The sequence below is a fragment of the Mesorhizobium sp. WSM4307 genome (assembly GCF_007003945.1).
Taxonomy (GTDB): Bacteria; Pseudomonadota; Alphaproteobacteria; order Rhizobiales; family Rhizobiaceae; genus Mesorhizobium.
Genome location: NZ_VFTB01000006.1, coordinates 117,785 through 138,216, shown reverse-complemented (window position 1 = coordinate 138,216; position 20,432 = coordinate 117,785). Strand labels below are relative to the sequence as shown.

The 20,432-nt window shown below is 64.8% G+C and carries 16 protein-coding genes and 1 pseudogene; 11 read left to right on the top strand and 6 right to left on the bottom strand.

Translation table 11 applies throughout. The features are described from left to right. Positions 1-74 precede the first annotated feature (74 nt). The 5 genes and pseudogenes from FJV83_RS15930 to FJV83_RS15910 all read left to right on the top strand — a co-directional run bounded on the left by FJV83_RS15930 (position 75) and on the right by FJV83_RS15910 (position 6,509). Positions 75-902: a ferredoxin--NADP reductase gene (locus FJV83_RS15930; protein ID WP_142885852.1), complete on the top strand. Its 828-nt coding sequence runs from the start codon at positions 75-77 to the stop codon at positions 900-902. A 184-nt stretch (positions 903-1,086) separates the two neighbouring features. Beyond that, a pseudogene (gene deoC / locus FJV83_RS37700) lies at positions 1,087-2,107 on the top strand (deoxyribose-phosphate aldolase). 67 nt (positions 2,108-2,174) lie between these two features. Then, positions 2,175-4,547, top strand: coding sequence for an aldehyde dehydrogenase family protein (locus FJV83_RS15920; protein ID WP_142885854.1), 2,373 nt, complete (start codon positions 2,175-2,177; stop codon positions 4,545-4,547). A gap of 191 nt (positions 4,548-4,738) precedes the next feature. Next, positions 4,739-5,470, top strand: a complete 732-nt coding sequence (locus tag FJV83_RS15915; RefSeq protein ID WP_142885855.1) for an SDR family oxidoreductase — start codon at positions 4,739-4,741, stop codon at positions 5,468-5,470. A 193-nt stretch (positions 5,471-5,663) separates the two neighbouring features. After that, on the top strand, positions 5,664-6,509 hold the full coding sequence (locus FJV83_RS15910; protein ID WP_142885856.1) for a fumarylacetoacetate hydrolase family protein: 846 nt from the start codon (positions 5,664-5,666) through the stop codon (positions 6,507-6,509). A 211-nt stretch (positions 6,510-6,720) separates the two neighbouring features. Here the strand turns inward: FJV83_RS15910 and FJV83_RS15905 are convergent, their stop codons facing one another. From FJV83_RS15905 to FJV83_RS15880, 6 genes are all read right to left on the bottom strand, one after another. Beyond that, positions 6,721-7,719, bottom strand: a complete 999-nt coding sequence (locus FJV83_RS15905) for an ABC transporter ATP-binding protein (protein ID WP_142885857.1) — start codon at positions 7,717-7,719, stop codon at positions 6,721-6,723. A gap of 58 nt (positions 7,720-7,777) precedes the next feature. Next, the gene (locus FJV83_RS15900) at positions 7,778-8,839 is read right to left on the bottom strand and encodes a Gfo/Idh/MocA family oxidoreductase (RefSeq protein WP_142885858.1); all 1,062 of its coding nucleotides are present in this window, start codon (positions 8,837-8,839) and stop codon (positions 7,778-7,780) included. Further along, positions 8,836-9,675, bottom strand: a complete 840-nt coding sequence (locus tag FJV83_RS15895) for a carbohydrate ABC transporter permease (RefSeq protein ID WP_010912697.1) — start codon at positions 9,673-9,675, stop codon at positions 8,836-8,838. Before FJV83_RS15895 ends, FJV83_RS15900 begins: the two co-directional genes overlap by 4 nt. A gap of 9 nt (positions 9,676-9,684) precedes the next feature. Beyond that, entirely contained in the window at positions 9,685-10,614 is a 930-nt protein-coding gene (locus FJV83_RS15890) for a sugar ABC transporter permease (RefSeq protein WP_095773339.1), read from the bottom strand. A 236-nt stretch (positions 10,615-10,850) separates the two neighbouring features. Continuing rightward, the gene (locus FJV83_RS15885) at positions 10,851-12,110 is read right to left on the bottom strand and encodes an ABC transporter substrate-binding protein (RefSeq protein WP_010912695.1); all 1,260 of its coding nucleotides are present in this window, start codon (positions 12,108-12,110) and stop codon (positions 10,851-10,853) included. A 2-nt stretch (positions 12,111-12,112) separates the two neighbouring features. Then, positions 12,113-13,072, bottom strand: coding sequence for an N-acetylmuramic acid 6-phosphate etherase (locus FJV83_RS15880; RefSeq protein ID WP_142885859.1), 960 nt, complete (start codon positions 13,070-13,072; stop codon positions 12,113-12,115). A gap of 198 nt (positions 13,073-13,270) precedes the next feature. On the opposite strand from FJV83_RS15880, the gene FJV83_RS15875 reads away from it, so the two are divergent. The 6 genes from FJV83_RS15875 (at position 13,271) to FJV83_RS15850 (ending at position 20,386) form a co-directional block, all read left to right on the top strand. After that, a complete protein-coding gene (locus tag FJV83_RS15875) occupies positions 13,271-14,152 on the top strand; it encodes an N-acetylglucosamine kinase (protein WP_142885860.1) in 882 nt (293 codons plus the stop codon). Beyond that, complete coding sequence (locus FJV83_RS15870) at positions 14,149-14,931, top strand: GntR family transcriptional regulator (protein WP_095773342.1); 783 nt, start codon at positions 14,149-14,151, stop codon at positions 14,929-14,931. Before FJV83_RS15875 ends, FJV83_RS15870 begins: the two co-directional genes overlap by 4 nt. Then, positions 14,928-15,962, top strand: a complete 1,035-nt coding sequence (locus FJV83_RS15865; protein ID WP_142885861.1) for an SIS domain-containing protein — start codon at positions 14,928-14,930, stop codon at positions 15,960-15,962. Before FJV83_RS15870 ends, FJV83_RS15865 begins: the two co-directional genes overlap by 4 nt. Beyond that, positions 15,959-17,131, top strand: coding sequence for an N-acetylglucosamine-6-phosphate deacetylase (gene nagA, locus FJV83_RS15860; RefSeq protein ID WP_095792432.1), 1,173 nt, complete (start codon positions 15,959-15,961; stop codon positions 17,129-17,131). The genes FJV83_RS15865 and nagA overlap by 4 nt, the downstream gene beginning before the upstream one ends. A gap of 9 nt (positions 17,132-17,140) precedes the next feature. Continuing rightward, the gene (locus FJV83_RS15855) at positions 17,141-18,253 is read left to right on the top strand and encodes an NAD(P)/FAD-dependent oxidoreductase (protein ID WP_142885862.1); all 1,113 of its coding nucleotides are present in this window, start codon (positions 17,141-17,143) and stop codon (positions 18,251-18,253) included. 75 nt (positions 18,254-18,328) lie between these two features. Next, complete coding sequence (locus FJV83_RS15850) at positions 18,329-20,386, top strand: ABC transporter ATP-binding protein/permease (protein ID WP_142885863.1); 2,058 nt, start codon at positions 18,329-18,331, stop codon at positions 20,384-20,386. Positions 20,387-20,432 lie beyond the last annotated feature (46 nt).

Here is a 20,432-nt window from a genome sequence, read left to right as displayed (position 1 = left end):
GGACCTGAACGGTCCGGGCGCGCAGGAAAAGGTTTGGCGCCCGCGTCCCCGGCTGGGCCAGAAAGTTGGATTTGATGAACACCACAGCCGCCTTCAACACCGCCGGCGCCCGCCCGCTGCAGTTTCCTATACCGGCCAATGTCTATGCCGAAACCGTCGTCTCGGTGAAGCACTACACCGACCGGCTGTTCTCGTTCCGCATCACCCGCCCGCAGTCGCTGCGCTTCCGCTCCGGCGAATTCGTCATGATCGGCTTGCCCAATGCCGAGAAGCCGGTGTTCCGCGCCTATTCGGTGGCAAGCCCGGCCTGGGACGAGGAGCTGGAATTCTTCTCGATCAAGGTGCCGGACGGCCCGCTGACCTCGGAACTGCAGAAGATCCAGGTCGGTGACACCGTCATCATGCGCCAGAAGTCGACCGGCACGCTGGTGATCGACGCGCTGACCCCGGCCAAGCGGCTGTTCATGATCTCGACCGGCACCGGCATCGCGCCCTTCGCCAGCCTGCTGCGCGACCCCGACACCTATGAGAAATTCGACCAGCTGATCCTGACCCATACCTGCCGCGACAATGCCGAACTGACCTATGGCCAGGAATTGGTGGCGGCGCTGGAAAGCGATCCGCTGATCGGCGAACTGACCACCGGGCGCGTCACGCTCTACAATTCGACGACCCGCGAAGAATCGGCCCGCATGGGCCGCATCACCGCGCTGATCGGCTCGGGCAAGTTCTACGCCGATCTCGGTATCGAGAAGCTCAATCCGGAAACGGACCGCATCATGATCTGCGGCTCGATGCATATGCTCAAGGACGTCAAGGAACTAGCCGAAAGCCTCGGCTTCCAGGAAGGCTCGCTCAGCCATCCCGCGACCTTCGTCGTCGAGCGCGCCTTCGTCGGCTGAGGGCCGCACGCCCGGCACCTTAAAACCCGCATTTTGACCATGCGGTCAAAAACTAGCTGCTTTTGCGGCCTTTTTCAGCTATCCCTCGCTTGAGGACTCGTGAAGCGTGGCTTCACGGGCTATCTTGTCGGGAAACGACGCGCACCAAGACATAAGCGCAAGTCGCTGAATGAAAGGGCAGGACATGAGCAGCACAATCCGCGAAGCCGATCTTGGCACCAAGGTGACGCCGCTGCCGGCCCGCGCCGCCGCCAACACCCCCGTACCGCTGGACCATCGCATTGCGCGCAATCCGGGCATGAAACTCGACCTCGGCTTCATGGAATCGGTGCGCAGCGTCAACCGCTCGGCGCTGGAACGGCGCGTCGCCAGCCTGACCAAGCGGCGCTCGATCAAGGCCGACAACCAGGCGGCCTGGCTGCTGCGCGCCGTCGCCTGCATGGATCTGACGACGCTGAACTCCAACGACACCGAGGAGCGGGTGCGTCGGCTCTGCGCCAAGGCGATCAATCCCTTCCGCCGCGACATCGTCGACGGCCTCGGCATCGCAGGTGAAACCATCCGGCCGGCTGCCGTCTGCGTCTACCACCCCTTCGTCGCACGGCATCCACGTCGCCGCAGTCTCCACCGCCTTTCCGCATGGCCTGGCACCCCTGTCGACCCGGCTGCAGGAAATCGAGGCTTCGGTGCGCGACGGCGCCGACGAGATCGACGTCGTTATTCCGCGCGGGCTGGTGTTCGGCGCCAAGTGGCGGGAGCTCTATAATGAGATCGTGTCGATGCGTGCTGCCTGCGGCGATGCGCATCTGAAGGTCATTCTGGGCACTGGCGACCTCGCCACTTTGCGCAATGTCATGCTGGCCTCGATGGTGGCGATGATGGCGGGCGCCGATTTCATCAAGACCTCGACCGGCAAGGAAAGCGTCAACGCCACGCTGCCCGTCGGCCTCGCCATGGTGCGCGCCATCAGGGCCTATTTCGAGGAAACCGGCTATCTCATCGGCTTCAAGCCGGCCGGCGGCATATCCACGGCAAAAGCCTCGCTCGACTGGCTGGTGCTGATGAAGGAAGAGCTCGGCCGGCCATGGCTGGAACCGGAACTGTTCCGCTTCGGCGCGTCGAGCCTTTTGACCGACATCGAGCGGCAGCTCGAGCATCATCTGACCGGGCACTATTCGGCCAATCACCGCCACGCAATGGCTTGAGCACCCACCCCGATCGGCCTGGCCGATCGACCCTCCCCGCCAAGGGGAAGGGTGAAGGAGGCACCCCATGAATATTCTCGACCGCTATCACGCCATGGAATACGGACCGGCGCCGGAAGCCCGCAACGAGGCCGATGCGTGGCTTGCCGCGCGCGATTTCGGCAAGGCGCTGTTCATCGACGGCGGCTGGAAAGCCGCTTCCGGCGGCAAGACTTTCGAAACCAGCGAGCCGTCTTCCGGCAAGCTGCTGGCCAAGGTCTCCGACGCCAGTGCCGCCGATATCGACGCGGCGGTTGCGGCCGCCACCAAGGCGCTGCCGAAATGGAGTGCCAGTTCAGGCTACCAGCGCGCCAAGGTGCTTTATGCCATCGGCCGTGTCATGCAGCGGCATCAGCGCCTGTTCGCGGTGCTCGAGTCCATCAACAACGGCAAGCCGATCCGCGAAAGCCGCGACATCGACGTGCCCCTGGCGATCCGCCATTTCATCCATCACGCCGGCTGGGCGCAGGCGCTGGACAAGGATTTTCCCGGGCACAAGGGCGTCGGCGTCGTCGGCCAGATCATCCCTTGGAATTTCCCGCTGCTGATGCTGGCCTGGAAGATCGCGCCGGCACTGGCCGCCGGCTGCACGGTGGTGCTGAAGCCGGCGGAGTTCACGCCGCTCACAGCCATCCTGTTCGCCGAGATCTGCGAGCGTGCCGGCGTACCGAAGGGCGTCGTCAACATCGTGCAGGGTGGACCGGAAGCGGGCGCGGCCATCGTCAACCATCCCGGCATCCAGAAGATCGCCTTCACCGGCTCGTCGGAAGTCGGCAAGATCATCAGGAAGGCCACCGCCGGATCGGGCAAGAAACTGTCGCTGGAGCTCGGCGGCAAATCGGCCTTCATCGTCTTCGAGGATGCCGATCTCGACAGCGCCGTGGAAGGTCTGGTCGACGGCATCTGGTTCAACCAGGGCCAGGTCTGCTGCGCCGGATCGCGGCTCCTGGTGCAGGAAGGCATTGCCGAAGCCCTGATCGCCAAGGTCAAGACGCGGATGAGCCGGCTGCGCGTCGGCAGTCCGCTCGACAAGAACACCGATATCGGCCCGCTGGTCGATCCGACGCAGCTCGACCGCGTCAAGGGTCTGGTCGCCGAAGGCGCGAAGCAGGGCGCCGTCTGCTGGCAGCCGGATGCGGCGCTGCCGGCCACCGGCTACTATCACCTGCCGACACTCGCCACCGGTGTTTCGCCGGCTAACATCCTGGCGCAGGAAGAGGTGTTTGGGCCAGTTCTGGCGACCATGACCTTCCGCAACACCGAGGAAGCGATCGAGCTTGCCAACAACACGCGCTACGGGCTCGCGGCGAGCGTGTGGAGCGAGAATGTAAACCTCGCGCTCCATGTCGCGCCGCAGCTGAAGGCCGGCGTCGTCTGGGTCAACGGCACCAACATGTTCGATGCCGCCTGCGGCTTCGGCGGCTACCGCGAAAGCGGTTTCGGCCGCGAGGGCGGGCGCGAAGGCATGTTCGAATATCTCGCGGCAAATCTGCCGCTCGGACCGGTCATCAAGCCGGCGGTGGTCTCGGCGCAGCCGGTCGAGCAGGCTGACGGCGCGGCCATCGACCGCACCGCAAAACTGTTCATCGGCGGCAAGCAGGTGCGGCCGGACGGCAACTATTCGCTGGCTGTCGCCACCGCCAAGGGCAAGCTGGCCGGCGAAGTCGGCTTTGGCAACCGCAAGGATATCCGTGACGCCGTCGCGGCCGCCCGCGCTTGCAAAGGCTGGCCGGAGGCGACCGCCTATAACCGCTCCCAGGTGCTGTATTACCTGGCCGAGAACCTTTCCGGCCGCGCTGGCGAGTTTGCCGCCCGTCTCAGCGAGCTGACCGGGGCTACGCCCAAGGCGGCGCGGGAAGAAGTGGACCAATCGATCGAACGGCTGTTCCTCTATGCTGGTCTTGCCGACAAGTTCGAGGGGCGCGTGCACCAGCCGCCGGCCCGCGCGGTGACGCTGGCGCTGCATGAGCCGGTCGGCGTCGTCGGCATCGTCGCACCGGACGCATCACCGCTGCTTGGCTTGATCTCGCTGGTGGCGCCGGCGCTGGCCATGGGCAACACGGTGGTCGCGGTGCCTTCGGAACGCTATCCGCTGCTCGCCACCGATCTCTATCAGGTGATCGAATATTCGGACGTTCCGGCCGGCGCCATCAACATCGTCACCGGCCGCACCGCCGAGCTTGCCGGCGTGCTGGCCAAGCATGACGATGTCGACGGGCTCTGGGTGTTCGCCGATGCCGAGACCTGCGCCAAGGCGGAAGCAGAGTCCATCGGCAACCTCAAGCGCGTCTGGAGCGGCAATGGCCGCGGCCTCGACTGGGCATCCGACGAGGCGGCCGGCGATGCTTTCCTGCGCCGCGCCGTCGAGGTCAAGAATGTCTGGGTGCCTTACGGCGACTGACATTTCCCGGCTGTCGCAATGGTGATCGTGTTCGGGCTTGACGCCCGGACATATGTTCTTTAACGAGAAAAAACATCTTTATCAGTGAACTGGCTGCGACGCAGGCCGCACAATCGAGCCTGACTGGCACATGACGCCTCGGCCGGCCGCCGATAAAGGCAGTTGACACCCAAGCAGGCGAGGAAAAAGGCATGGCGGATCTGGCAGGCAAGGTCGTTGTCATCACGGCGGCGGCGCAAGGCATCGGCAAGGCGAGCGCGCTGGCCTTCGCCAAGACTGGAGCCACCGTCCACGCCACCGACATCAACGAGACGCTTCTCGCCGAACTCGCCAAGACGCCAGGGATCAAAACCCGCAAGCTCGATGTCCTCAACGACGAGGCGGTCAACGCCGCCTTCGCCGAGATCGGCCGCGTCGACGTGCTGTTCAACTGCGCCGGCTTCGTCCATTCCGGATCGATCCTGGAGATGAAGGATGGCGATCTCGATTTCGCCTTCAACCTCAATGTCCGCGCCATGATCCGCACCATCCGGGCCGTGCTGCCCGGCATGCTGGAGCGCGGCGACGGATCGATCGTCAACATGTCTTCCGTCGCCGGCGCCGGCAAAGGCGTGCCGAACCGCTTTGCCTATGGCGTCACCAAGGCCGCCGTCATCGGCCTGACCAAGGCGATCGCCGCCGACTATGTCGGCAAGGGCATACGCTGCAACGCCATCTGCCCAGGCACGGTCGAGAGCCCGTCGCTGCAGGACCGCATGCACGCGCAAGGCGACTATGAGGCGGCCCGCGCCGCCTTCATCTCCCGCCAGCCGATGGGCCGGCTCGGCACGCCGGAGGAAATCGCCGATCTCGCCGTCTATCTGGCCGGCGCGACCTACACGTCCGGGCAGGCCTATAATATCGACGGCGGCTGGTCGATCTGAGATCGGGCTGCGCCCTAATTTTTTGCCGTGGATCGGGAAGTCTGAAAATCCGGCGCGCCGGCCCGCCCAACAGCTGTCCGTGCTTGCCTGGGATAAGGCCGATGGGTAGGGTCCGCCCGGCTCCCTGGGGAGCCATCGCCTCGGCGGAGAGTTTGCAAAAGGCCGCGAGGCCGCAACCAGGAGAAGGATTTAGATGAAACTGCTGCGCTATGGCGAGGCGGGGAGCGAACGCCCCGGCCTGCTCGATGCGGATGGAACGATCCGCGATCTCTCCGCCCATGTCGCCGACATTGCCGGCACAACGCTTCATCCGGTCTCGCTGGAGATGCTGGGCAAGCTTGATCCGAAGTCGCTGCCGGCGGTTTCCGGCAAGCCTCGCCTCGGGCCCTGCGTCGCCGGCACCGGGAAATTCATCTGCATCGGCCTCAACTACTCCGACCACGCCGCCGAAACCGGCGCCACCGTGCCGCCGGAACCGATCATCTTCATGAAAGCAAGCTCGGCCATTGTCGGTCCGGATGATGACGTGCTGATCCCGCGCGGCTCTGAAAAGACCGACTGGGAAGTCGAGCTCGCCGTGGTTATCGGCAGAAAAGCCAAATATGTCAGCGAAGCCGATGCGCTCGACTATGTCGCCGGCTATGCCGTTGCGCATGACGTCTCCGAGCGCGCCTTCCAGGCCGAGCGTCAGGGCCAGTGGACCAAGGGCAAGAGCTGCGACACGTTTGGCCCGACCGGCCCGTGGCTGGTGACCAAGGACGAAGTCGCCGATCCGCAGAACCTGAAGATGTGGCTGACCGTCAACGGCAAGACCATGCAGAACGGCTCGACCAAGACCATGGTCTATGGCGTCAAATATCTGGTGTCCTACCTCAGCCAGTTCATGTCGCTGCACCCCGGTGACATCATTTCGACAGGTACCCCGCCCGGCGTGGGCCTCGGCATGAAGCCACCGGTGTTCCTCAGGGCTGGCGACGTGGTGGAACTGGGCATCGAGGGCCTCGGCCAGCAGAAGCAGACGTTTAGGGCTGACGTGTAGGCGCGGCGGCTCCTGACCTTCTCCCCTTGCGGGAGAAGGTGGCCTCGCGAAGCGAGGTCGGATGAGGGGTGCGCGAAGGATCTCAGGTTTGCAGAAGTAAGCGCCTGAAATCTTTCGATCTTTTCACGCCTCACTCCGCTGGAACACCCCTCATCCGTCTCGGCGCTGCGCGCCGATCCACCTTCTCCCACAAGGGGAGAAGGTCAGGGCGCTACTTTATCGTCTTCCCATCCGCGCCAAACCGGTAGGTCTTTGCCGGATCCGGTGTCGCATAAAGCGTCGCGCCCGGCTCGGCGTCGTAGACGCCAAAAATCCGCACCGTGATCAGTCCGGCCTTCTCGCAGTCGAGATAAAGATTGGTGTCGGCGCCGAGATGCTCGGCATGCACCACCGTGCCCTTCCAGCTGCCTGACTTCGTGTCGACGGTCAGATGTTCCGGCCGCACGCCGATGGTCTTGGCCGCCTCGCCAAGGCGAGCGCCGTCGATGAAATTCATCTTCGGCGAGCCGATGAAGCCGGCGACGAATTCGTTTGCCGGTGAATTGTAGAGCTCCATCGGACCGCCGATCTGCTCGATGCGGCCGGCGTTCAGCACGACGATCTTGTCGGCCAGCGTCATCGCCTCGACCTGGTCGTGGGTGACGTAGATCATCGTTGCCTTCAGCCGGCGGTGCAGCTGCGCGATCTCAAGCCGGGTGTTGACGCGCAGTGCTGCGTCGAGATTCGACAAGGGCTCGTCGAAGAGGAAGAGCTTGGGCTCGCGCACCACGGCGCGGCCGATGGCGACGCGCTGGCGCTGGCCGCCGGAGAGTTCGGCCGGGCGCCTTTCGAGATAAGGCTCCAGCGACAGCATGGACGAGGCGATGCCGATGCGGCGGTCGATCTCGGCCGCCGGCGTGCCGGCCTGTTTCAGCCCGAGGCCCATATTGTTCTTCACCGTCAGATGCGGGTAGAGCGCATAGGTCTGGAACACCATGGCGATGCCGCGCTTGGCCGGCGGTGTGGCCGACACATCCGCGCCGTCGATCACCACCCGGCCCGAGGTCGAATCCTCCAGCCCGGCGATGACCCTGAGCAAGGTCGACTTACCGCAGCCCGACGGGCCGACGAAGACGACGAATTCGCCATCCGTCACTTCGAGGTTGATGCCTTTCAACACCTCGACCGGCCCGAAGGCCTTCTTCACATTTTCGATCTTCAGCGAGCCCACGGCAGTCCTCCAAATTGATGAGTGAGCGCCAAGGCACCCCCCGATGACAATGCCCCGGTCACAATCGCACCGCCTTTCCGCTGCGCACGCTCTCGTCGGCGGCAAGGCAGACGGCGAGCGACTTGACCGCGTCGTCCATGTGGCGGGTGAGATCCATGTCCTCGCGGATCGCCTTCAGGACGAAGGCCTGTTCGAGATCGCAGAGGTCCTGATGTCCGGGTTCGCCGGCCATGGACAGCATCTCGTCCGCCTTGACGAATTTGCCGTCCGGGCCGGTCGCCGCACCGTGCAGGCGGATGGTCGAGGTCTTGGTATGGGTGTCGATGTCGTCCGACTTCACACCTTCTTTCATGACGATCGACACGCAGCCATTCGGCGAGATGACGTCCTTCACGAAGAAGGCGGTTTCGGAAATCATCGGCCCCCAGCCGGCTTCGTACCAGCCGACCGAACCGTCATCGAACAGCACCTGCAGGTGGCCGTAATTGTACATCGTCGGCGCCACCTCCTGCGTCAGCCGCACGCCCATGCCGCGCACCTCGACCGGCCTGGCGTCGGTGATCTGCAGCATGACGTCGAGATAGTGGACGCCGCAATCGACGATAGGCGACGTCGTCTGCATCAATTGCTTGTGCGTCTCCCAGGTAGGGCCTGAGGACTGCTGGTTGAGATTCATGCGGAAGACATAGGGGCCGCCGAGCTTGCGCGCCTCGGCGATCAGCCGGATCCAGGACGGGTGGTGGCGCAAGATATAGCCGATCACCAGTTTTTTGCCGTTGGCCTTGGCGGCCGCGACGACGCGTTTTGCGTCGGCCACCGTCGTTGCCAGCGGCTTCTCGACAAAGACATGGCAGCCGGCCTCGAGCGCTTTCACGGCATAGTCGGCATGGCTGTCGGAATAGGTGGCGACGCAGGCGACATCAGGCTTTTCGTCGCGCAGCGCCTCGTCGAAGGAACGCCTGATGCCATAGGCCGACAGGCCTTCCGGCAGCGGCACGTCGGAACGGTTGATCAGTGCCGCAATCTCGAAGCCAGGATTGGTGTGATAGGCCAGCGCATGGCTGCGGCCCATATTGCCGAGGCCGGCGACGACGACGCGAAGGGGTGGTTTTGAGCTCACTTGACGGCTCCGGACGTAATGCCGCGGATCAGCTGCCGCGAGAAGATGACGTAGAGGATCAGCACCGGCATGATCGCCAGCGAGAGTGCCGCCAGGATGGCGTTCCAGTTGGTGACGAACTGGCCGAGGAAGAGCTGCGCGCCGAGCGTCACCGTCTTGGTCTCTTCCGAGGGCGCCAGGATCAGCGGAAACCACAGATCGTTCCAGATCGGGATCATGGTGAAGACGGCGACCGTCGCCATCGATGGCCGCACCAGCGGCAGCACCAGCCGGAAGAAGATGGTGTATTCCGACAGGCCGTCGATGCGGCCGGCATTCTTCAGGTCGTCGGACACCTGCTTCATGAATTCCGACAGGATGAAGACGGCGAGCGGCAGGCCTTGCGCGGTGTAGACCAGGATGAGTGCGGTCAGCGTGTTGACCAGCCCGCTCGCCACCATCAATTGCAGGATGGCGACGGTGCCGAGCCGGATCGGGATCATGATGCCGAGCGCCAGATAGAGCCCCATCAGCGAATTGCCGCGGAAGCGGTATTCCGACAGTGCGAAGGCCGCCATGGCGCCGAACAAAAGCACGAAGAACAGCGAGGCGACGGTGACGACGAGGCTGTTCTGGAAATAATGGATGAAGTCGCCCTGGCCGATCACCGTGGTGTAGCCGATCAGGTCGAATGTCTTCGGCGTCGGCGGCGTCAGTGGCGCGCCGAAGATACCGGCGCGGGACTTGAACGAATTCATGATGACCAGGATCACCGGAAACAGCGCAATCGCTGTATAGGTCAACAGGATCGCGTGGGCGCCGATGGTGCGGGGCAGCGAACGGGTGGCGGTGCTCATCTCTTGCCCTCAGAACTGGTAGCGACGCAGGCGCGTCTGGACGAGGAAGAGGTAGACACAGACGCCGCCGAGGATGATCAGGAACATCATCGTGGCGATCGCCGCGCCCATGTTGGGGTCGCCGACCTGCAGCTGGAAGCCGAAGAAGGCGCGGTAGAGGAAGGTGCCGAGAATGTCGGTCGAATAGTTCGGCCCGGCGAGCGCCCCCTGTGCGGTGTAGATCAGGTCGAAGGCATTGAAATTGCCGACGAAGGTGAGGATCGAGATGATGCCGATCGACGGCAGGATCAGCGGCAGCTTGATCTTCCAGAACTGCGACATGCCGGTGATGCCGTCGCATTCGGCGGCCTCGATCACCTCGTCGGGGATCGACAGGAGTGCTGCGTAAATCAGCATCATCGGGATGCCGACGAACTGCCACACCGAGATCAGGCTGAGCGCGGTCAGCGCGTATTCTTCCTTGCCGAGCCACGGCGTGAACAGGCTTTTCAGGCCGATAAGGTCCAGCATGTGCGGCGCCACGCCCCAGAGCGGCGAGAGGATCAGCTTCCAGGCGAAGCCGACGATGACGAAGGACAGGATGGTCGGCACGAAGATCGCCGTGCGGTAGAAGGCCGCGAATCTTAGCCTCGGGCTGGACAACAGGGCTGCCAGCATCACGCCGATCGGGTTCTGCACCAGCATATGGATGATGAAGAACCAGACGTTGTTGCGCAGCGCATTCCAGAAATTCACCGACCAGTTGGGGTCGCCGAACAGCGTGCGGAAATTGTCCAGTCCGACAAAGACCTGGTGCTGCTCGATGTTGCGGAACAGCGACAGCTGCAGCGTGCCGGCGAGTGGCAGGATCATGATTGCCGTATAGACGAGCACGGCCGGCGCCAGGAAGATGGCGATGTGCCAGCGAAACGGTCTTTTCGGTCGGATATCTGCGGCCATGAGTTCGGTTCCCGCCGTCTCTCGGTTCCAGACGATGTTGTTGCTAGATGATGCCTCGATGCACGGCCCCAGACATCCTTGCCCGGTGCGGCAAGAACAGAGGCCTGCGACTGATCAGCTAGCCTTCCCCAAGACGAGCAAGGGTAAGGCCGCGAGGCGGTGCCGACAATCGCTATCTGAACGGGGTATCCGGAACCGGCCAGGCATGCGCCCGGCCGGTTCCGTTGCCTGAGCTCTTACTTCGCCGGCTTATACCAGCTGTCGAGACCGGTCTGCAGCTTCTTGGCCGCGGCTTCCGGCGTGTCGGTGCCGTTGATGACGTTGGCCGATTCAACCCAGGTCTCGTTTTCGAGGTTCGGCGTGCCGCGCGACAGGATCTGGTAGGTCGAGCGGATCGTCGACTTGCACTTGCCGCGCCAGGAGACGAATTCCTGCGCCAGCGGGTCCGCCATCTTCACCGGCGAGGAGTTCAGGCTGAAGAAGCCCGGCAGCGCGTTGGCGTAGATGGTGGCGAAGTCCGGCGAGGCGACCCACGACAGGAAGGTCTTGGCCGCGTCGGCATGCTTGGAGGCTGCATTCAGGCCCATGCCGATATCGGTATGGTCGGAGATGTAGCAGGTGTCGCCGGCCTTCTCGACCGGCGGCGGGAAGGCGCCCATCTTGAACTGGGCCTGGGTGTTGAACAGGCCGATTTCCCACGAGCCGGCCGGGTAGATGGCGGCGCGGCCGAGCGTGAACAGGTTCTGGCTGTCCGGATAGGTCTGCGCCTCGAAGCCGTCGCCGAGATACGGCTTCCACTTGGCCAGTTCCTCATAGGGAGCGACCCAGTCCTTGTCGGTCAGCTTCTGCGTGCCCTTGATCAGCGCCTGACGGCCGTCCTCGCCCTTCCAGTAGTTGGGGCCGATGTTCTGGTAGCCCATGGTCGCGGCTTCCCAGAGGTCCTTGGTGCCCATCGCCATCGGGATGTAGGTGCCGTCGGCCTTGATCTTGTCAAGCGCGGCGAAGAACTCGTCGCGGGTCGTCGGCACCTTGATGCCGAGCTTGTCGAAGGCGTCCTTGTTGTAGATGAAGCCGTGGATGACGGATGCCATCGGCACGCAGAAGCTCGCCTTGCCGTCATCGGTCTGCCAGGCGGACTTGGCGACCGGCGAGAAGTTCTCCATGCCGGGCAGCGCCGAAAGATCGGCGAGGTTGCCCTTCTTGTAGAGTTCAAGCGACTTGTCGAAGGGGCGGCAGGTGATCAGGTCGCCCGCCGAGCCGGCGGCGAGCTTGGCGCCAAGGGCGGCGTCATATTCGGTCGGAGCCGATGGTGCGAACACCACCTTGATGCCGGGATTCTTGGCTTCGAAGGCCGGGATCAGCTTGTCCTTCCAGATGGCAAGGTCGTCGCCGCGCCAGCTTTCGATGTTGAGCGTTACGTCCTCGGCGTGAGCCAACCCGGCCGAGCCGAGAATGCTGGTGCCCAGAAGCAGTGCCGTCAGTAGTTTCGTTGTCATGCTCAGTCTCCCTGTTGACCTTTTTCAGGTTCGGTTTTGATGAGAACGGAGGCAGTGCGCCCCTTGCTCCCCTCGATCGCGGAAAGCGCCGGCCTCAGCCTCTGGCCGGTTCCTTCCAGCAGTTTCTCCGCCGCGTCGGCGCTGTCGGCGCCGGCGGCGAGCAGAATGGCGGTCTTGACCGCGCCGCCGCTCTTTTCGAGCAGCCGGGCGGCTTCGTCCCTGTCGCGCCCGCTGATGGCGGCGACGATGCGCGCGGCGCGGTCGCGCAGCTTGATGTTGTCGGCCATGAGATTGACCATGTACCCGTCATGGACATGGCCGAGATGGACGGCGGTCAGCGTCGACAGCATGTTGAGCGCGATCTTCTGCGCGGTACCGGCGCCCATGCGCGTCGAGCCGGCGATCACTTCCGGCGGCGTTTCCAAGAGGATGGCGGTTTCGGCCTGGCGCAGCAGGGCCGAGTCCCGATTGTTGGCAATGCCGATGGTGGCTGCACCCTGGCTGGCAGCTTCCTCGATGGCGCGCACTGCATAGGGCGTGGCGCCGCTGGCGGAAAGGGCGATCAGGCAATCGCCCACGCCGATACCGGCATTGGCGACGGCAGCCGCCGCCTCCTCCGTATCATCCTCCGGGCCGCCGGCCAGGGTCCTCAAGGCCTCGTCGCCGCCGGCGATCAAGATGGCGATGCGGTCGCGGCGGATGCCGAAAGTGCCGGGAAGTTCCAGGGCGTCGGCCAGCGCCATCAGGCCGGAACTGCCGGCCGCGGCATAGGCAAGCTTGCCGCCGCCGCTCAACCGGCCGGCGATGATCTCGGCTGCCTTGGCGATGGCGGGGATTGCGTTGCGGACGGCCTTTGCGGCTTCGATCTGCGCATCGGCCAGCGAAACAAGGATGGCTTCCGGAGCCTGGATATCCAGCCCCTCGGCATTCCTGTGAAGCGCTTCGGTGCGCGTTTCAGCCATCCGTGTTCCTCCAATACCAGAACAATACCAAAAAAATACCACTTGTCCACATGCATTAACGAATTCGCGGAGAGGAAATCGCTGAGCCGGCGAAATGTGCAGGGTTTTCAATAAAATACGGCTTAATCTTTTTGAAACGGAAATTAACTCTTGGCTATTGGTATTTTATTGGTATTATCCGCCCGGAGGAGAAATCGCGTGAAATTCGTGCTCGGCATCGATGGCGGCGGCACCAGCTGCAGGGCCGCCCTGGCAACAGTTGAAGGTTCGGTCATTGGCCGTGCCAAAAGCGGCGCCGCCAACATCCGCACCGATCTCACCGGCGCGCGCTCGAACATTGTCGACGCCGCGCGGCAGGCTTTCATTGCCGCCGGGCAGGATCCCGAACTCATCCCGCAAACACCGGCCATTCTCGGCCTTGCCGGCGCCAATGTCGGCACCTACCGGCAGCAGCTCGAAGCCATCCTGCCGTTCAGCATCAGCCGTGTCGAGACCGATGCCGAGATCGCGCTCGAAGGGGCCGTCGGTTCCGGTGACGGCGCCATGGCCATCCTCGGCACCGGCACCGCCTATATGGCGCGCAAGCATGGCACGTCGCGAGCCATCGGCGGCTGGGGCTTCCAGGTCGGCGACCAGGGCAGCGGCGCCCGCATCGGCCGAGATCTGCTGGAGCAGACATTGCTTGCCTATGACGGCGTGCGCGCACGCTCGCCGCTGACCGACGCCATGATGGCGATCTTCCGCAACAATCCCGAGGATGTGGTGGAGTTCACCACCAACGCCAAGCCCGGCGATTTCGGCGGCTTCGCGCCCAAAGTGTTCGAGCATGCGCAAAAGGGCGATGCCGTCGCCAATTGGATCGTCGACAAGGCGGTCGGCGATGTCGAGGCCTCGCTGGGCGCACTCGGCCTTTCGAATGACGCGCCGCTTTGCCTGCTTGGCGGGCTGGCGCCGCTTTATGCGCCGCGCCTGTCGGCGCGCTACCGGGCACTGCTCAAGCCGCCGCTCGACGACGCGCTGGGCGGCGCGGTGCAGATGGCGGTCCGGCTTTTCGCCAAGCCGGTGGAGGCGGCGCGATGAGCGACGCCGCCGACCAGATCTTCGCCACGCTGAGGCAATCCGCGCAAAGCGGCGCGCCGCTCTATCTGCAGCTGCGCAAGAGCATCGAGGACGCCGTCAACCGTGGCCTGATCGGGCCGGGCGATGCGCTGCCCTCCGAGCGCGATATCGCCACCAAGGCCGATATTTCGCGCGTCACCGTGCGCAAGGCGGTGCAGGACCTGGTCAAGGGCGGCATTCTCGTCCAGCGCCACGGCTCCGGCACTTTCGTGGCGCCGCGCATGGAACGCGTCGAGCAATCGCTGTCGCGGCTGACCTCGTTTACCGAAGACATGGCGCGGCGCGGCATGGCGGTGCGTTCGGCATGGCTGGACCGCGGCCTCTATGCGCCCTCGCCCGACGAGATGATGGTGCTTGGCCTGTCGTCGAGCGAGCTGGTGGCGCGCGTGGCGCGCCTGCGCATCGCCAACGACACGCCGCTGGCGATCGAACGCGCCTCGCTGTCGGCCAGCGTGCTGCCCGACCCGGCGGGTATCGGCTCTTCGCTCTATGCCGCGCTGGAATTGACCGGCAACCGGCCGGTGCGGGCGGTGCAGCGCATCTCGGCCGCCAATCTCGGCGACAGCGATGCGCGCCTGCTCGAGGTGCCGCCGGGTATCGCCGGCCTGCATATTGAACGCATTTCCTATCTGGCGAGCGGCAAGGTGATCGAATTCACCCGCTCCATCTACCGGGGCGACGCCTATGATTTCGTCGCCGAACTGCGGCTGACAGGGCCGAGCGAAGAGGGCCGACCATGATCTCCAACATCACCCATATGCAGCGCGAGATCGAGGAGATCCCCGAGGCCGTCGCCCGCCTGCTCGACGGCTCCGGCGCCGTGCTCGCCGAGGCCGGGCGCGGTATCAAGGAGCGCGACCCGCATTTCGTCGTCACCGTGGCGCGCGGCTCGTCCGACCATGCGGCGACCTTCATGAAATATGCCGTGGAGCTGACGGCGGGCCTTGCCGTCGCTTCGGTCGGTCCGTCCATCGCCTCGATCTATGGCCGCAAGCTGAGGCTCGACGGCTCGGCGTGTCTGGCGATCTCGCAGTCGGGCAAGAGCCCCGACATCGTCGCCATGGCTGAAACCGCACGCGCCGGCGGCGCGCTGACCATCGCCGTCACCAACACCGCCGACTCGCCGCTGGCGCGCGTCTGCGACTATTCGATCGACATTCTTGCCGGACCCGAGCGCAGCGTCGCGGCGACCAAGACCTTCGTCAATTCCGCCGTCGCCGGTCTCGCCTTGATGGCGCATTCCACCGGCGACGAAGCGCTTCTGGCAGCGCTGGCCCGCTTGCCCGAGCATTTCGGCAAGGCGATCGCCTGCGACTGGATGAGCGTGCTGGCCGAAACCATCGAGAAGCAGAAATCGCTGTTCATCCTTGGCCGCGGCCCGTCGGCGGCGATGGCCAACGAGGCGGCGCTGAAGTTCAAGGAAACCTGCGGCATGCATGCCGAGGCCTATAGCGCGGCCGAAGTCATGCATGGCCCGCTGGCGCTGATCGGCCCCGACTTCCCGGTGCTGGCATTGGCCGCGCGCGATGCGTCCGAACCGTCCGTCGCCGAAGCAGCCGACGGCCTGGCGGCCAAGGGAGCGCCGGTGTTCGTCACCTCAACGCTCGCCAACCGCGCGACGCGCCTGCCGCATGTCGCCACCGGTCACCCGCTGACCGATCCGCTGACGCTGATCGTTTCGTTCTACGTGTTCGTCGAGGCCTTCGCGCGCCATCGCGGCCTCGACCCGGACACGCCGCGCAATCTTCGCAAGGTGACGGAGACCGTATGAGCGACCGTTTTGCCCTGACTGGCGCCCGAATTTTCGACGGTGACGACTGGCATGAAGGCCACGCCCTAGTCGTGCGCGACGGCCTGGTCGAGGCGATCTTACCCTCGGGCGCCATTCCCTCGGATATCCGTGCCGTCGACGCCGGCGGCGGCATGCTGGTGCCGGGCTTCGTCGACATCCAGGTCAATGGCGGCGGCGGCGTCATGCTCAACGACCATCCCGATGTGGCCTCGATCGAGACCATCTGCCGGGCGCATGCGCCGTTCGGCACGACGGCGCTCTTGCCGACGCTGATCACCGACACGCCCGCGATCACCGCTTCCGCCATCGCCGCCGGCGCGGCCGCCGCTCGACAAAAGGTGCCGGGATTCCTCGGCCTTCATCTCGAAGGCCCGCATCTGTCGATCGCGCGCAAGGGCGCGCATGACCCGGCGCTGATCCGGCCGATGACAGATGCCGACCAGGCAATGCTGATCGCGGCGCGGCCGAAACTACCGGTGCTGCTCACCACGATCGCGCCGGAATCCGTCGATCCGGCGCGCGTTGCGGCCTTGGTCAAGGCCGGCATCATCGTCAGCCTCGGCCATTCCGACACGGGTTACGCCACGGCAAAAGCCTTTGCCGAGGCCGGTGCCGGCGTGGTCACGCATCTGTTCAACGCGATGAGCCAGATCGGCAACCGCGAGCCCGGCCTCGTCGGCGCGGCTGTCAGCATCGGCACATTGTCAGCCGGGCTGATCGCCGACGGCATCCATGTCCATCCGGCAACCATCCGGATCGCGCTCGACGCCAAACAGGGGCCGGGCAAGATCGTGCTGGTCACCGATGCGATGGCGACGATCGGCACCGACATGACCTCGTTCACGCTCAACGGCCGCACCATCTACCGCAAGGACGGGAGCCTCCGACTTGCCGACGGCACGCTGGCCGGCGCCGATCTCGACATGATCTCGGCTGTGCGGTTCATGCACGATGTCGTCGGTGTCGATCTGTCCGAGGCCTTGCGCATGGCTTCGCTCTATCCGGCGCAGGCGATCGGCCAATCGCACCGGCTTGGCCGCCTGGCCAACGGCACGGCGGCCGACATCGTTGCGCTGTCGGACGATCTTGGCATAGGAAGCGTCTGGATCGGCGGCGACAAGGTGTTCGAGGCCGGCGCTTCACGCTGAAGGCGGGCCATGCAGACAATCGATTGTGTCGTCGCCGGAGCAGGCGTCGTCGGGCTTGCCATCGCCAGGGCGCTTGCCGTGTCGGGCCGCGAGGTGGTGGTGGTCGAGCAGGCGGATGCGATCGGCACCGTCACCAGTTCACGCAATTCCGAAGTCATCCATGCCGGGCTCCATTATGCGCCGGGAAGCCTGAAGGCCCGGCTCTGCGTCGAAGGGCGCCGGCGTCTCTACGCCTACTGCGCCGAGCACGACATCGCCCATAAGCGTACCGGCAAGCTGATCGTCGCCAGCGAGCCAAGCCAGACCGACGGATTGCGGAAGATCGAGGCCAATGCGCGACGCTGCGGGGTCGACGACCTGCAATTCCTGACGCGTGACGAAGCCGAAAACCTGGAACCTGCACTGACATGCGCGGGCGCGCTCCTGTCGCCATCGACGGGCATTGTCGACAGCCATGCGCTGATGCTGTCGCTGCGCGGCGAGGCCGAAGCCGCCGGTGCGTCCTTGGCTTTCCTGACCACCGTTGCCGGGGCGACGATCGGGACCGGCGGGATCCGGATCGACACGCGCGATGCCAATGGCGAGACCTTCGCCCTGGAAGCGGCTGCCTTCATCAATGCCGCGGGCCTCGAGGCTCAGGCCCTGGCCGCCCGGATCGACGGTTTCCCCGAGGATTTCATCCCCCGGCAGTGGCTGGCGCGCGGGAATTATTTCGCGCTTCCCGGCCGCTCGCCTTTTTCGCGGCTGATCTATCCGGTTCCGGTCGACGGCGGCCTCGGCGTCCATCTGACGCTCGACCTTGGCGGCGGTGCGCGCTTCGGGCCCGATGTCGAATGGATCGACCGTGTGGATTATACGGTCGACCCCGGCCGAAGCGCCGTCTTCTACGAAGCGATCCGGCGCTATTGGCCCGACCTTGCCGAGGGCGCCCTGCTACCGGCCTATGCCGGCGTCAGGCCGAAATTGTCTGGCCCCGGCCAGCCTGCCGCCGATTTCATCATCCAGGGTCCGGCCGATCATGGCGCCGGGCGGATCGTCAATCTGTTCGGCATTGAGAGCCCCGGCCTGACGGCAAGCCTGGCCATCGCCGACCATGTCGTCGAACTGCTGCACCCGCGATAACGGGCGCGGTCAGGAATTTGTCATCTCAAGCGGCCATCATGAAACCTTTTGATTTCGAGCTCGTTGTCGGGGCGTATGTCCGAGGCGAAACCCAGATCCAGACCGGCCGACGGCATCAAACCGCGCGGCGCCCCCAAGCCGCGACGGCAGCGTGACGATCGCTCGCGCGCCGAGGAGCCGCGCGAAAAGAAGCCACGCAACAAGAGGATGTCGACCGTCGAAGCGGCCGCGTCCGGGACTGCCGGCGAAGCTCCGCCGCCGGAAGCCGTCGAACCCGATCCCGAACTGACGCCCAAGCAGGCAGAGGAGGCGCGCAAGAAGTACCTGCTGAAGCGATTCTGGATCAGCGGACGCGGCTATTGGGGACGGCACGGCGACAAGCTCGGCTGGCCGTTGACGGTCGGACTGCTGGTCCTGATCGTCGTCAATCTCGGCTTCCAGTACGGGATCAACGTCTGGAACCGCTCGATCTTCGACGCCATCGAGAAGCGCGACGCCCACACCGTCTATTTCCTGAGCGCGGTGTTCGTGCCTGTCGTGCTTGGCAGCATCAGCCTTGTCGTCGCGCAGGTCTATCTGCGCATGACCATGCAGCGCCGCTGGCGCTCCTGGCTGACCGCCTCGGTGATAGCGCGTTGGCTCGCCAACGGCCGCTATTACCAGCTGAATCTCGTGCAGGGCGACCACCAGAACCCCGAGGCCCGCCTCTCGGAAGATCTGCGCGTCGCCACCGAGGCGCCGGTCGATTTCGTCGCCGGCGTGATCGTTGCCACCCTGTCGGCGTCGACCTTCATCGTGGTGCTGTGGACGATTGGCGGGGCCTTGAGCTTCACCCTGGGAGGCTCGACCTTCACCGTGCCCGGCTTCCTCGTCGTCACGGCGGTGATCTATGCCGCGATCACCTCCACCTCGATGTTCGTCATCGGCCGCGATTTCGTGCGGCTGTCCGAAGAGAAGAACCAGACGGAAGCCGAATTCCGCTACGTGCTGACGCGCGTGCGCGAAAACGGCGAGAGCATCGCCTTGCTCGGCGGCGAGGAGGAGGAACGCAGCGGCATCGACAGGACCTTCGGCGGCGTGCTGAAGCGATGGGCGCAACTGACCGGCCAGCATATGCGCACGGCCCTGGTCTCGCAGGGCTCGAGCCTATTCGCACCCGTCGTGCCGGTCTTGCTCTGTGCTCCAAAGTTCCTTGAAGGCTCGATGTCGCTCGGCCAGGTCATGCAGGCGGCCTCCGCCTTCGCCATCGTGCAGGGCGCTTTCGGCTGGCTGGTCGACAATTATCCGCGCCTCGCCGACTGGAACGCCTCCGCGCGCCGCATCGCCTCGCTGATGATGTCGCTCGACGGGTTGGAGCGCGCCGAGCAGAGCGACGAGCTCGGGCGCATCCAGCACGGCGAGACCAAGGGCGATACGATGCTTTCCCTCAACGAGCTCTGCGTGACGCTCGACGACGGCACGTCTGTGGTCAAGGAGACGGAGGTCGCCGTCGAATCGGGCGAACGGGTGCTGGTTTCAGGCGAATCCGGCTCGGGCAAGTCAACGCTGGTGCGGGCGCTCGCCGGTCTGTGGCCGTGGGGAAGCGGCAGCGTCGATTTCCATCCCGACAAGCGGTTGTTCATGCTGCCGCAGCGGCCCTACGTCCCTTCGGGCACACTGCGCCGGGTGGTCGCCTACCCAGCGGCCCCCAACAAGTGGAAGCTCGACCAGATCAAGGCCGCCCTCGACAAGGTCGGCCTCGGTTACCTCGCCGACCGGATCAAGGAGGAAGCGCCCTGGGACCAGACGCTGTCGGGCGGCGAAAAACAGCGTGTCGCCTTCGCGCGCCTTTTGCTGCATCGCCCCGACATCGTGGTGCTGGACGAGGCAACGTCGGCGCTGGACGAAAAGAGCCAGGACCAGATGATGCAAACGGTGATCCGCGAACTGCCAGAGGTGACCATCGTCAGCGTGGCGCATCGCGCCGAACTGGAAGCGTTCCACACCCGCAAGATCACGCTGGAGCGGCGTAAGGGCGGCGCGAAACTGGTCGGGGATATCGACCTCGTGCCGCGCAACCGCAAACGCGGCCTATTTCAGCGCGCCTTGTGGGGCTCCGGCACGAGGACCGAAAAGCCGCGGAAGGCGAAGTAACGGGGCCCCCCACTACCTAGAGCAATTCCAGGAAAAGTGTGAGCGG

What these genes read in the sequence shown, in the direction of transcription:
- FJV83_RS15850 (WP_142885863.1), top strand. Translation starts at nt 18,329, where the DNA reads ATGTCCGAGGCGAAACCCAGATCCAGACCGGCCGACGGCATCAAACCG.
- FJV83_RS15865 (WP_142885861.1), top strand. Translation starts at nt 14,928, where the DNA reads ATGATCTCCAACATCACCCATATGCAGCGCGAGATCGAGGAGATCCCC.
- FJV83_RS15890 (WP_095773339.1), bottom strand. Translation starts at nt 10,614, where the DNA reads ATGGCCGCAGATATCCGACCGAAAAGACCGTTTCGCTGGCACATCGCC.
- FJV83_RS15870 (WP_095773342.1), top strand. Translation starts at nt 14,149, where the DNA reads ATGAGCGACGCCGCCGACCAGATCTTCGCCACGCTGAGGCAATCCGCG.
- FJV83_RS15910 (WP_142885856.1), top strand. Translation starts at nt 5,664, where the DNA reads ATGAAACTGCTGCGCTATGGCGAGGCGGGGAGCGAACGCCCCGGCCTG.
- FJV83_RS15885 (WP_010912695.1), bottom strand. Translation starts at nt 12,110, where the DNA reads ATGACAACGAAACTACTGACGGCACTGCTTCTGGGCACCAGCATTCTC.
- FJV83_RS15895 (WP_010912697.1), bottom strand. Translation starts at nt 9,675, where the DNA reads ATGAGCACCGCCACCCGTTCGCTGCCCCGCACCATCGGCGCCCACGCG.
- FJV83_RS15920 (WP_142885854.1), top strand. Translation starts at nt 2,175, where the DNA reads ATGAATATTCTCGACCGCTATCACGCCATGGAATACGGACCGGCGCCG.
- FJV83_RS15930 (WP_142885852.1), top strand. Translation starts at nt 75, where the DNA reads ATGAACACCACAGCCGCCTTCAACACCGCCGGCGCCCGCCCGCTGCAG.
- FJV83_RS15915 (WP_142885855.1), top strand. Translation starts at nt 4,739, where the DNA reads ATGGCGGATCTGGCAGGCAAGGTCGTTGTCATCACGGCGGCGGCGCAA.
- FJV83_RS15880 (WP_142885859.1), bottom strand. Translation starts at nt 13,072, where the DNA reads ATGGCTGAAACGCGCACCGAAGCGCTTCACAGGAATGCCGAGGGGCTG.
- FJV83_RS15855 (WP_142885862.1), top strand. Translation starts at nt 17,141, where the DNA reads ATGCAGACAATCGATTGTGTCGTCGCCGGAGCAGGCGTCGTCGGGCTT.
- nagA (WP_095792432.1), top strand. Translation starts at nt 15,959, where the DNA reads ATGAGCGACCGTTTTGCCCTGACTGGCGCCCGAATTTTCGACGGTGAC.